Source organism: Terrabacter sp. LjRoot27 (assembly GCF_964254175.1).
GTDB lineage: Bacteria > Actinomycetota > Actinomycetes > Actinomycetales > Dermatophilaceae > Terrabacter.
Genome location: NZ_CAXUSS020000001.1, coordinates 3,156,962 through 3,169,123, shown reverse-complemented (window position 1 = coordinate 3,169,123; position 12,162 = coordinate 3,156,962). Strand labels below are relative to the sequence as shown.

Genomic DNA, 12,162 nt, shown 5'->3' with positions numbered 1-12,162 from the left:
GCCGGAAACCCGCCTCAGGAGGCGTTTCCGGGCTTCGATCCGGTCAGTCGACCCGTCCGGAGGCGGCGCAACCCTTGGGCTCGCCGCAGCGCGACGAGGTCCTCGATGGCGCGCCGCACCACGTCAGGCTCGAACATGACCTGCTCCCACGTGAACCGGAGCACGAGCCAGTCACGGGTGACGAGGCCGTTGTAGCGTCGGCAGTCGCGGTCGAACGCCTTGCGTTCCGTGTGGAACTCATGACTGTCCGCCTCGAGCACGATCCGGAGACCCTCGTCGCCGAGGTCGACCCGGGCGTAGAAGTCGTAGCGGATCCGCGCCTGCGGCTCGACGACGAGTCCGGCGACGTCCAGGGCGATGGCGCGGAGCGAGGACTCGAACGGCCCGACGGCACGGGTGCTGGAGAGGGCGACGACCCGGGCCACCCGGTCGCGCTGCCGCCGGGGCAACCAGGCGCTTCGGGCATACACCTCCGACGGGCGGAGCCCAGCTCGACGTGCCGAGTCCACGACTGACAGGGCGTCGGCGAACGGCAGGTCGAGACAGCAGTCGATGACGGCGCGCACCGGTGTCGTGACCCAACCGTCGACGACGTCATCGGCGTCGAGATCGCGCCAATGCACGGCGGCACCCTTGGACGCGCCCGCCGGCAGGCTGCGCCTGGCGCGGACCGTCACGTGCGGCTCGGCCGGCGGCAGCCGCACTTTCCATCCCCAGTGCAGGGCGGCCGTCGTGTGTGAAGCCGCGCCGCCCAGCCGGTGCGCGGCCACGCGTGCGGCGTCCGTCCCGGCGAGACAGTAGCGGCCGTGCGCGGTCCGCACCACGAGACCGGCGTCGACCGCAGCAGCGAGGTGCCGCGCGTGCACCGTCGCGATCCGGAGCTGCTGACGGGTGGCCGTGCCTCCGATCCGGACCAGGGCCTTCACCGCGCGCATCCGCCGATGCTGCCCCAGTCGCTCTGACGCGGGTTGCCGTTCTCCACAGGTCCAATCGGCCGGAGCGATCCCCGAAAACCCTCCCTCACAGCGGTTTCCCGAGTTCATTCCGGCCGAGGTGCCCACGCGGTCGGTCGCGGCGCTGGCCGAGGGCGTATGCCGCCTAGCCGGGTCGCGCTCCGACGCGGGCCGCCGCGGCGCTGCCGGCCGCGACCCCGGCACGCAACGCGCTCGACCGGCCCTGGCCGCCGAGCCAGGCCGAGAGGAGCCCGGCGTTGAAGGCGTCGCCGCACCCGGTGGCGTCGACGTTCTCGACGACCGGCGCCTCCGCCGACTCGTCGACGCCGTCGGCACCCACCCACCGCGCCCCGGCCGCGCCGTAGGTCGCGACGACCTCGTTCGTGTGCGCGAGGATCGCGGCCAGCCCCCCGAGCGCCGCGACCTCGTTCTCGTTCGGCAGGAGCAGGTCCACGCCCGACACCCACCCGAGGAACGACTCGACGCCCTCGCGCTCGATGAGCGCGGGCGACTGCGGGTCGACCGACGTCGTCCACCCGAGCGACCGTGCCTGGCGCAGCGACTCGAGGCCGGCCGCGCGGGACCCGGCGTCGAAGAGCACGTAGCCCGAGAGGTGCAGGTGCGGCTGCGGTTCGGCCGGGAGCCGCAGCGCCGCGAGGTCGACGTCCGAGACCGCGAAGGCCTTGTTGGCCCCGCGGTCGGGGAACATCGTCCGGTCGCCATGGGCGTCGAGCAGGATGACGACCATGCACGTCGGCAGGGCGGCGTCGACCGCGAACGCGCAGGTCACGCCGGCCGACTCGAGCTCACGACGACACGTCGTGCCGGCTGCGTCGTCGCCGACACGGGCCACGAGCGTCACGTCGGCGCCGAGGCCGGCGAGCCACGAGGCGGAGTTGGCGCCCGCCCCGCCCGGCACGAGCGCCACGGCCGACGGGGTGTCGGAGTGCCAGCGGATGTCGCCGGACGGGCGGGTGATGACGTCGAGCCCGACGTCACCGACGACGACGACCGGCCGCGTCGTCACGCGCCCGCCGACTGCGCCGCGCCGACCACACCCGCTGACTGCGCGGCGACCTCGGCCGCCACCTCGCCGGCGAGGCGCGCGTTGGACAGGACGAGCTCGACGTTCGCGCGCAGCGACTCGCCGCCGGAGTGGTCGTGGAAGTACTCGAGCAGCCGCGGCGTGACGTCCTTGCCGTGCACGCCCTCGCGCTCGAGCAGCGCCAGGCCCTCGTCGACGAGACGGTCGTGCAGCCCTCGCTCGACCTGGCGGTCGGCGGGCAGGGGGTTGGCGAGCACGACCCCGGCGGCGTCGGTCCCGAGCCGGGCCCGCGCGACGACGACGCGCGCCGCCTCTGCCGCCGACTCGACCCGCCACGGCACGGGCTGGCCCGAGTCCGACAGGTAGAAGCCCGGGAAGGCGTCGGTCCGGTAGCCGAGCACCGGCACGGACAGCGTCTCGAGCGTCTCGAGGGTGCCCGCCACGTCGAGGATCGACTTGACGCCGGCGCACACGACGAGCACCGGCGTGGACGCGATGACGCCGAGGTCTGCCGAGACGTCGAAGGTCTCGGACGCGCCGCGGTGCACGCCGCCGAGCCCGCCCGTGGCGAAGACGCGGATGCCCGCCAGGTGTGCGAGCGCGGACGTCGACGCCACCGTCGTCGCACCCGAAAGGCCAAGTGCCGCAGCGACGCCCACGTCGCGCACCGACAGCTTCGCGATGTCGGGGTCGGTGCAGATGCGCTCGACCTCGGCAGCCCCGAGGCCGATGTGCACGACGCCGTCGAGCACGGCGATCGTCGCGGGCACCGACCCGCCGGCGCGCACGGCGTCCTCGATCTGCCCGCCGATCTCGATGTTGTCGGGGTGGGGGAGGCCGTGGGCGAGGATGGTGCTCTCGAGAGCGACGACGCCGACCCCGGCATCGAGGGCCTCGCGCACCTCCTCGTGGACGACGAGCAGGTCGGACTCGGGCAGGCGCTGCGGCATGGCGCAGAGCCTAGTTCGGTGCGGTCCGGTCAGCGCCGTGACCCCGGCCGCTGCGGGGGCACGCGGCGCACTCGCGCATCCCGGGGATCGCGTAGATGAAGCAGCACGACACGCGGGTCGGCTCGGGGCCGACGCTCTCCCCGGCTGCGCCCCGCGCGAGCCGCACGGCCGTGTCCCACATGTCGTCGACGACACCCCACCGCTGCCGCGAGCCCATCCGCACGTCGGGCGCGTATGCCGTCACGACCTCCGTGACGAGCGCGAGGTATGCCGCCCGGCTGCGTTCCAGACGCCGTGCGGGGTCGTCCTCGACCTCCAGCGAGGTCCGCTCGGGGGCGACGACGATGCGGAACGGGTTGAGGGCCGGCGCGAGCTCGAAGCCCAGCCCGGCACCCGACGGGACGAGGAGCCAGGGACCGAGCACGGCGGCATACGCGATCGGGGTGGCGGCCACCTCGCACCACCACTGGAGCACGAAGGCGGCAGCGACGTGGGGGCGCACCGTGGCCGCGTTGCGCTGCTCCATCTGCGTCAGCAGCGCCGACCGCCACGGCGCCAGGGGGTCGGCGCCGGTCCGCACGTGGGTCAGGACGTCGGCGCTCCAGACGGTCGCGGAGGAGGCTCGGCTCGTCACGGTGGTGAAGGGCAGCGCCCGGTCGACGAGCCCGACGACGTGCCGGACGGCATCCGTGCCGAGGGACGTCCCCGTAGGTGCTGCCGACTCCACGCGTGGCCCCTCTCTCCGTCGTCAGACCGGTCCCGGCGACCCCGGCGTGCGGGGGTCCGGTCCATCCTCTCGCTAGACTCCCGTGCTCGTGACCGACCGCTCCGCTCCGCTGCCCTTCGAGGCCATCGCCCGAACCGTCGAGCAGCATGCCGCGGAGCTGGTCGCGATCCGTCGCGACCTGCACACGCACCCGGAGCTCGGACGTGGCGAGGTGCGCACGACAGCCGTCGTCGCCGAGCGTCTCGAGCGGGCCGGCATCGGCGTCCGCCGGCTGCGCGGCACGGGGCTCGTCGCCGACCTCGGCGCCGCGAACCCCTCGCACCGGATCGCCCTGCGGGCCGACATCGACGCCCTGCCCATCCGGGAGCAGACCGGCCTCGAGTTCGCGTCCCGGACCGACGGCGTCAGCCACTCCTGCGGTCATGACGTCCACACGACCGCGCTCATCGGTGCGGCGCTCGCCCTCAAGGAGGTCGAGGACCGTCTCGTCGCGGCCGGCGTCGGCGCCCGGCTGATCTTCCAGCCCGCCGAGGAGCTGATGCCCGGGGGTGCCGAGGACGTCGTGGCCCAGGACGGGCTCGTCGGGGTCGACCGGATCTTCGCGCTCCACTGCGACCCCGGCCTCGACGCCGGCGAGGTCGGCCTGCGCGTCGGCGCCATCACCGCGGCGGCCGACCAGATCGAGGTCACCCTGTCCGGGCGCGGCGGCCACACCTCGCGCCCGCACCTCACCCAGGACCTGACGTACGCCCTCGCCAAGGTCGTCACCGACGTGCCGGCCGTGCTCTCGCGCCGGCTCGACCCGCGTGCGGGCGCGGCGCTCGTGTGGGGGTCGATCCACTCCGGTGGGGCGTCCAACGTCATCCCGTCGTCGGGCAAGGTCGGCGGCACGCTCCGCATGCTCGACGCCGGCATCTGGGAGGGCGTCGAGCGCCTCCTCGAGGCCGTCGTCCACGAGGTCGTCAAGCCGTATGCCGTCCAGGCGGACGTGCTCATCACCAAGGGCGTGCCCCCGGTCGTCAACGACGCCGGCTGCATCGACGCCCTCACGGCGGCCGTGACCGGCACCGGGTCGTTCGTGGCGCCGACGCCGCAGTCGCTCGGCGGCGAGGACTTCGCCTGGTACCTCACCCACCTGCCGGGCGCCATGGCTCGGCTCGGGACCCGCTCACCCGGAGGTCCGACCTACGACCTGCACCGGGGCGACCTCGTCGTCGACGAGGGGGCCATCGTCGTCGGGGCGCGGACGCTGGCCGGCGTCGTGTTCGCGGCGGCGGCCCGGCTGGCGGGGACCCCGGCCCTCGGAGGCGTCTCTCCTCTGAGCGCGGTCGCGGATCGGTAACACTTCCTGCGACTTCCCCCGACCCGTTCAGATCTTGTCGTGCCGGGGTCTACAGTTCCGTGCTATCTGGGCCGATGTCGTCGTCGGCCCCGCGGAATCTAAGGAGCACCTCTTGCGTCACGCAACCAAGGTCGCGGCCGTTGTCGCCGCCGCCGCGCTGGGCCTCGCGGCCTGCGGCAGCAGCAGCGACAACACGCCCGCGGGCAGCAACACCTCCGCCGGCGGCACCGGCACGCAGGCCGCCGGCAAGAAGATCGTCGTCGGTATCGCCTACGGCGTTGGCGGTCGTGGTGACCAGTCCTTCAACGCGTCGGCGGCCGTGGGCCTCGACAAGGCGAAGGCCGACCTCGGTGTCGAGTTCAAGGAGGCCACGCAGGTCAACGGTGAGAGCGAGGCTGCCACCGAGGAGCGTCTGCAGCAGTTCATCGACGCGGGCGCGACCCACGTCATCGGTGTCGGCTTCGCCTACGCCAAGGCGATCGGCACGGTCGCCAAGGCCAACCCCGACGTCAAGTTCGCGATCATCGACGACGCGTCCCCCGACTCGGCCGGCGCCAACGTCGCCCAGCTGACCTTCGCCGAGGAGCAGGGCTCCTTCCTCGTCGGCGCGGCCGCTGCCCTCAAGTCCAAGACCAACACCGTCGGCTTCGTCGGTGGTGTCGCCACCGACCTCATCAAGAAGTTCGAAGCGGGCTACGTCGCCGGCGCCAAGGCGGCCAACCCGTCGATCGTCGTCAAGAGCCAGTACCTCTCGCAGCCGCCGGACTTCTCGGGCTTCAACGACCCGGCCAAGGGCAAGACGGCCGCCGAGGGCCTCTACCAGGGCGGCGCCGACGTGGTCTACCACGCCGCGGGTGGCTCGGGCAGCGGTGTCTTCACGGCAGCCAAGGCGGCCGGCAAGCTCGCCATCGGTGTCGACTCCGACCAGGCCCTGACGGCCACGCCGGACGTCCGCGACGTCATCCTCACCTCGATGATCAAGAAGGTCGACGTGGCGGTCTACGACTTCCTCAAGTCGGGTGCCGCGGGCACCGACATCACGGGCAACAAGGTCTACGACCTCAAGGCCGGCGGTGTCGACTACGCCACGACCGGTGGCAAGGTCGACGACATCAAGTCCAAGCTCGACGACTACAAGCAGAAGATCATCGCGGGCGAGATCAAGGTCCCGACCGCACCCTGATCCTCGAGAGCCTCGAGATCCACTCTGAATGATCCCCGAGCGGGGCGACACGGCCCGGGCGGCGCGGTAGCGTCGTCGCGGGCCGTGTCCGTCCCCGGCTCCGGTGGTCGGTCGGGACGTCCTCCGACCCGGCCCCACGAACCACCTGCCCGGACTCCTCTCCGGGCCCGGACGAGGAGTTGTCGCCATCACCGCAGCACCTGCGCGACCCGACGGGACGTCGGACGCCCATCCCGCCGTTCAACTCGAAGGGATCACCAAGCGGTTCCCCGGAGTCGTCGCCAACAAGGACATCGGGTTCTCGGTCGCGCGTGGCACGGTCCACGCGATCGTCGGTGAGAACGGCGCCGGCAAGTCGACGCTGATGAAGATCCTCTACGGCGTCCAGCGCCCGGACGAGGGGTCCATCAGCATCGACGGTCGGGTCGTCGACCTGCACTCCCCGGCCGACGCCATCGCCGCCGGCATCGGCATGGTCTTCCAGCACTTCCAGCTGGCCGACAACTTCACGGTCCTCGAGAACGTCGTCCTCGGCGCCGAGAAGCTGCACGGCATCGGCGACGGAGCCCGACGCGAGATCATGCGCATCTCGGACGAGTACGGCCTCGACGTCGACCCCGACGTGCTCGTGGACGAGCTCGGGGTCGGAGCGCGCCAGCGCATCGAGATCCTCAAGGTCCTCTACCGCGGCGCCAGGATCATCATCCTCGACGAGCCCACCGCGGTCCTCGTGCCGCAGGAGGTCGACGAGCTCTTCGACAACCTGCGCGAGCTCAAGTCCGAGGGCCTGACGGTCCTGTTCATCTCGCACAAGCTCGACGAGGTGCTCTCGGTCGCCGACTCCATCACGGTGATCCGGCGCGGCACGACGGTCGACACCGTCGACCCGTCGTCGGTCAACGCGCGCCAGCTCGCCGAGCTCATGGTCGGCGCCGAGCTGCCGACCCCGCAGACCGAGGAGTCCACCGTCACCGACCGCGTCGTGCTGCGCACCGAGGACATCGTGCTCGCCGGCACGGGTGCCGGCCGCAACGTGCTCGACGGCATCTCGCTGACGATCCACGCCGGTGAGGTGCTCGGCATCGCCGGCGTCGAGGGCAACGGCCAGGCGGAGCTCGTCGAGGTCATCATGGGCATGCGTGAGCCCACCTCGGGCCTCGTCTTCCTCGGCGACACCGACATCTCCGACTGGCGCACGCGCGAGATCCGTGAGGCCGGCGTCGCCTACATCCCCGAGGACCGCCAGCGGCACGCCCTGCTGCTCGAGGCCCCGCTCTGGGAGAACCGCATCCTCGGCCACCAGACCGAGGAGCCGAACGTCCGGGGCTTCATCATCAACGCGGCCGGCGCCAAGGCCGACACCGAGCGGATCGTCAAGGAGTACGACGTCCGCACGCCCTCGATCAACGTCAAGGCGGGGTCGCTCTCGGGCGGCAACCAGCAGAAGCTCATCGTCGGTCGCGAGATGAGCCACCAGCCCAAGGTGCTCGTCGCCGCGCACCCGACGCGAGGCGTCGACGTCGGCGCCCAGTCGAGCATCTGGGACATCATCCGCCAGGCCCGGCGCGACGGCCTCGCCGTCCTGCTCATCTCGGCCGACCTCGAGGAGCTGATCGGCCTCTCCGACACCATCGAGGTGATCCTGCGCGGGCGGCTCACCGGCACGTTCGACCCCGACACCGTCACCGCCGAGGACCTCGGCGCGGCCATGACCGGAGCTGCGGCCAGCCCGGAGGAGACCCGATGAGCACGTTCAGCCCCCGCAAGCTCCTGCTCGCCGTCGCGGCGCCGCTGCTCGCGCTCGTCGTCGCGTTCCTCGTGACCTCGGCGATCCTGCTGGCCCTCGGCGACCCGGTCGTCGAGGTCTGGCAGACGATCCTCAGCTGGCCCAAGCCGCGCCAGCTCGTCCAGATCGTCAACGGCGCCACGGTCTACTACCTCTCGGCCGTCGCGGTCGCGGTCGGTTTCCGGATGAACCTCTTCAACATCGGCGTCGACGGGCAGTACCGCGTCGCCGTCTTCGCCGGTGCGCTCTTCGCCGGCCAGGCCTGGTTCCCGGGACCGATCAACGTCATCCTCACCATCGTCGTGGCGATGGTGGCCGGCGGCTTCTGGGCGAGCATCGCCGCCTACCTCAAGGTCCGCCGCGGCATCTCCGAGGTGATCAGCACGATCATGCTCAACGCCATCGCGACCGGCGTCGTGCAGTGGCTGCTGCTCAAGGTCGCGGTCAAGCAGCAGGGCAGCAACAGCATCTCGACGAAGCCCATCCCGGAGTCCTCGCAGCTCGACGGCCTCGGCCTCATCCCGGGCGCGACCAACAAGGTCTACACGCTCATCCTGCTCGCCGTCCTCGTCGGTGCCCTCTACTGGTTCGTCATCAACAAGACGCGGTTCGGCTTCGACCTGCGTGCGACGGGCCGCTCCGAGAGCGCGGCGGTCGCCAGCGGCGTCAAGGTGCCGCGGATGATCGTCACGACGATGATCGCCTCGGGGGCGCTCGCCGGCCTCATCGGCATGCCGCTGCTCTTCGGCCAGGACCACAGCTACGGCACGACGTTCCAGGCCGGGCTCGGCTTCGCGGGCATCGGCATCGCGCTGCTCGGCCGCAACCACCCGCTCGGCATCGCGGTCGCGGCGCTGCTGTGGTCCTTCCTCGACGTGCAGAGCAACGCCCTGCAGATCCGGGCCGGGGTCGCGTCCGAGGTCGTCTTCATCATCCAGGGCGTCATCCTCTTCGCCGTCGTCATCGCCTACGAGCTGATCCGTCGCGCCGACGTGCGCCTCGAGCAGCAGCGGGTGGCGAGGGAGCTGGCCGAGACGAGATCCGACGCCCCCACCCCGGAAGGAGCGACGGCATGAGTGTCACTGGTCTGGACGCCGGCGTCGAGAAGGTCACCGCCAACCCACGCCGGCTCCGCCTGAGCCCGCTCCAGTGGGTCGGGGTCGGCCTTGGAGCCGTCCTCGTCCTGTCGGTGCTCCGTGTCGTCACCGGCGCCAACGACGTCGACTCGTCGGGGCTGCTCATCGCAGCCTTCGGCCTCGCGGTGCCCATCGCCCTCGCCGGTCTCGGCGGTCTCTGGTCCGAGCGCGCAGGCGTCGTCAACATCGGCCTCGAGGGCATGATGATCCTCGGCACGTGGGGAGCCGGCTTCCTCGGCTACCACCTCGGCCCGTGGTGGGGACTCGTCGGTGCCGTCATCGGCGGCGCCGTCGGAGGGCTCATCCACGCGATCGCCACCGTGACGTTCGGCGTCGACCACATCGTGTCCGGTGTCGCGCTCAACATCGTGGCGCTCGGCTTCGCGAAGTACCTCTCGGTGCGCTTCTTCAGCACCCTCCCCGGAGGTGGTCCGACGCAGTCGCCGCCGCTCGAGGAGCTGCCGACGGTCAGCATCCCGGGTCTGTCCGACGCGCTCGGGGACCTCGAGCAGCAGCACATCTTCTTCATCTCCGACCTCGCCGGCGTGCTCCGTGCCTTCTGCACCAACGTGTCGGTCGTGACGATCCTCGCCGTCCTGCTCTTCATCGCGACCGCCTACATCCTGTGGCGGTCGGCCTTCGGCCTGCGCCTGCGCTCCGTCGGCGAGTCCCCGGTCGCGGCCGAGTCGCTCGGCGTCAACGTGCTCCGCTACAAGTTCGTCGCGGTGCTCGTCTCGGGCGGTCTGGCCGGTCTCGGCGGTGGCTTCCTCGCCCTCGTCGCCGCCAACGTCTTCCGTGACGGACAGACGGGTGGCCGCGGTTACATCGGCCTGGCCGCCATGATCTTCGGCAACTGGCGTCCGGGCGGTCTGATGGCCGGGTCGGTGCTCTTCGGCTACACCGACGCGGCCCAGCTGCGCGGTGGCGGCACGACGGTGCACGCCTTCCTCCTCCTGCTCGCCGTGCTGCTCATCGGCATCGGGATCTGGCAGATCGTCCGCAAGGGCCGGGTCGTCCAGGGCGTCATCGCCCTCGTCGTCGGCGTGGTCGTCGGCGTCTGGTACGCCCTGACCGACATCGTGCCGCCGGAGCTGTCGAGCACGCTGCCCTACGTCACGACGCTGCTCGTGCTGGCCTTCGCCTCGCAACGCCTGCGCATGCCGGCGGCCGACGGACAGATCTACCGCAAGGGCGAGGGGCACTAGTGGCGGACACGAGCCCGCAGCCCGGCACTGTCGACACCACCGATGCCGGCGCGGTCGACTGGGAGTCGCTGCGCCGGCGCGCGGTCGAGCTCATGGAGCGCGCGTACGCGCCGTACTCCCGGTTCCGTGTCGGTGTCGCCGGCCTCGTCGACGACGGCCGGGTCGTGGGCGGGTGCAACGTCGAGAACGCCGCCTACGGCGTGGCCCTCTGTGCCGAGTGCGGGATGGTCTCCGACCTACACGCGTCCGGCGGCGGGCGGCTGACGGCGGTCTTCTGCGTCGGCGGTGACGGGCAGGCCCTCATGCCGTGCGGCCGCTGCCGCCAGCTGCTCTGGGAGAACGGCGGCCCGCAGTGCCTGCTCATGACCCCCGAGGGCGTGCTGCCGATGTCGGCGGTGCTACCGCAGGCGTTCGGCGCCGAGGACCTGCGTCACGCCGAGGGCTGAACGGCTCCGCACCCGGTCGTGCTCCGGCGCCGGCGACGCTGGGACATGATGGTCCCGTGAGTGAAGCCTTCGATGCCGTAGACGTCATTTCCGCCAAGCGCGACCGGGCCGAGCTGTCCGACGCCCAGATCGACTGGGTCATCGACGCGTACACGAGGGGCGCCGTCGCCGAGGAGCAGATGTCGGCGCTCGCGATGGCGATCTACCTCAACGGGATGACCCCGCGGGAGATCGCCCGGTGGGCCGACGCGATGATCCGCTCGGGTGAGCGGCTCGACTTCTCGGGCCTGTCCCGCCCGACGAGCGACAAGCACTCGACCGGGGGAGTGGGCGACAAGATCACGCTGCCCCTGGCGCCGATCGTGGCCGCCTGCGGCGTCGCGGTCCCGCAGCTCTCGGGCCGCGGCCTCGGGCACACGGGCGGCACGCTCGACAAGCTCGAGTCGATCCCCGGGTGGAGGGCCGACCTGACGAACGAGCAGATGATGGCGCAGCTCGAGGACGTCGGTGCCGTCATCTGCGCCGCCGGCTCGGGCCTCGCCCCGGCCGACAAGAAGCTGTATGCGTTGCGTGACGTCACGGGGACCGTCTCCTGCGTGCCCCTCATCGCCACCTCGATCATGAGCAAGAAGATCGCCGAGGGCACCGGGTCCCTCGTCCTCGACGTCAAGGTCGGGTCGGGCGCCTTCATGAAGGAGCTCGGACAGGCTCGCGAGCTCGCGGAGACGATGGTCCGACTCGGCACCGACGCGGGGGTGCACACGGTCGCCCTGCTCACGAACATGGAGACGCCGCTCGGGCTCACGGCGGGCAACGCGCTCGAGGTGCGGGAGTCCGTGGAGGTGCTCGCCGGTGGGGGCCCGGAAGACGTCGTCGAGCTCACGCTCGCCCTCGCACGCGAGATGGTCGCGGGTGCGGGTCGCTCCGACATCGACCCGGCCGACGTGCTCGCGGACGGACGGGCCATGGACGTCTGGCGCCGGATGATCCGCGCCCAGGGGGGAGACCCGGACGCGGAGCTGCCGACGGCGAAGGAGACCCACCACGTGCTGGCGCCCGCCGATGGGGTGCTCGTCCAGCTGGACGCGCTCGCGGTCGGGGTCGCTGCGTGGCGTCTCGGCGCCGGGCGAGCCCGCAAGGAGGACCCGGTGCAGGCGGGCGCCGGCGTCGAGCTGCACCACAAGCCCGGCGCGACGGTGCGTGGCGGAGAGCCGCTCATGACGCTGCACACCGACGAGCCGGAGCGGTTCGCCCGCGCTCTCGAGGCGCTCGAGGGTGGCTTCACGATCGCCCCCGAGGGGTCGCGGCCGGACCTCCCGCCGATCGTCATCGACCGGGTGTCCTGACCTCGCCGTGCGGGCCCGCGGGGAGGCGGCCGGCGCTCCGGCC

General features: G+C 71.9%; 11 protein-coding genes. 7 read left to right on the top strand and 4 right to left on the bottom strand.

Annotated features, from left to right (window positions below; all coding sequences use genetic code 11):
* Positions 1 to 14: 14 nt before the first annotated feature.
* From ACSQ2D_RS14715 to ACSQ2D_RS14700, 4 genes are all read right to left on the bottom strand, one after another.
* Positions 15 to 935: a type IV toxin-antitoxin system AbiEi family antitoxin domain-containing protein gene (locus ACSQ2D_RS14715; RefSeq protein ID WP_435986679.1), complete on the bottom strand. Its 921-nt coding sequence runs from the start codon at positions 933 to 935 to the stop codon at positions 15 to 17.
* A gap of 163 nt (positions 936 to 1,098) precedes the next feature.
* The gene (locus tag ACSQ2D_RS14710; RefSeq protein WP_435986678.1) at positions 1,099 to 1,980 is read right to left on the bottom strand and encodes a carbohydrate kinase family protein; all 882 of its coding nucleotides are present in this window, start codon (positions 1,978 to 1,980) and stop codon (positions 1,099 to 1,101) included.
* Positions 1,977 to 2,948 carry a pseudouridine-5'-phosphate glycosidase gene (locus tag ACSQ2D_RS14705; RefSeq protein WP_435986677.1) on the bottom strand — a complete coding sequence of 324 codons (972 nt, stop codon included), beginning with the start codon at positions 2,946 to 2,948 and terminating at the stop codon, positions 1,977 to 1,979. The genes ACSQ2D_RS14710 and ACSQ2D_RS14705 overlap by 4 nt, the downstream gene beginning before the upstream one ends.
* A 10-nt stretch (positions 2,949 to 2,958) precedes the next feature.
* Positions 2,959 to 3,675, bottom strand: coding sequence for a (2Fe-2S)-binding protein (locus tag ACSQ2D_RS14700; RefSeq protein ID WP_435986676.1), 717 nt, complete (start codon positions 3,673 to 3,675; stop codon positions 2,959 to 2,961).
* Between the two features lie 82 nt (positions 3,676 to 3,757).
* Between ACSQ2D_RS14700 and ACSQ2D_RS14695 the strand changes: the two genes are divergently transcribed.
* The 7 genes from ACSQ2D_RS14695 (at position 3,758) to ACSQ2D_RS14665 (ending at position 12,119) form a co-directional block, all read left to right on the top strand.
* Positions 3,758 to 5,017 (top strand): amidohydrolase, encoded by a 1,260-nt coding sequence (locus tag ACSQ2D_RS14695; RefSeq protein WP_435986675.1) that lies wholly within the window; start codon positions 3,758 to 3,760, stop codon positions 5,015 to 5,017.
* A 112-nt stretch (positions 5,018 to 5,129) separates the two neighbouring features.
* The gene (locus ACSQ2D_RS14690) at positions 5,130 to 6,200 is read left to right on the top strand and encodes a BMP family lipoprotein (RefSeq protein ID WP_435986674.1); all 1,071 of its coding nucleotides are present in this window, start codon (positions 5,130 to 5,132) and stop codon (positions 6,198 to 6,200) included.
* A gap of 103 nt (positions 6,201 to 6,303) precedes the next feature.
* The gene (locus ACSQ2D_RS14685) at positions 6,304 to 7,947 is read left to right on the top strand and encodes an ABC transporter ATP-binding protein (RefSeq protein ID WP_435986673.1); all 1,644 of its coding nucleotides are present in this window, start codon (positions 6,304 to 6,306) and stop codon (positions 7,945 to 7,947) included.
* Entirely contained in the window at positions 7,944 to 9,062 is a 1,119-nt protein-coding gene (locus tag ACSQ2D_RS14680) for an ABC transporter permease (RefSeq protein WP_435986672.1), read from the top strand. The genes ACSQ2D_RS14685 and ACSQ2D_RS14680 overlap by 4 nt, the downstream gene beginning before the upstream one ends.
* Positions 9,059 to 10,327 carry an ABC transporter permease gene (locus ACSQ2D_RS14675; protein ID WP_435986671.1) on the top strand — a complete coding sequence of 423 codons (1,269 nt, stop codon included), beginning with the start codon at positions 9,059 to 9,061 and terminating at the stop codon, positions 10,325 to 10,327. Before ACSQ2D_RS14680 ends, ACSQ2D_RS14675 begins: the two co-directional genes overlap by 4 nt.
* Entirely contained in the window at positions 10,327 to 10,773 is a 447-nt protein-coding gene (locus tag ACSQ2D_RS14670) for a cytidine deaminase (RefSeq protein WP_435986670.1), read from the top strand. The genes ACSQ2D_RS14675 and ACSQ2D_RS14670 overlap by 1 nt, the downstream gene beginning before the upstream one ends.
* A 56-nt stretch (positions 10,774 to 10,829) precedes the next feature.
* Complete coding sequence (locus ACSQ2D_RS14665; RefSeq protein WP_435986669.1) at positions 10,830 to 12,119, top strand: thymidine phosphorylase; 1,290 nt, start codon at positions 10,830 to 10,832, stop codon at positions 12,117 to 12,119.
* The last annotated feature ends 43 nt before the right edge of the window (positions 12,120 to 12,162 follow it).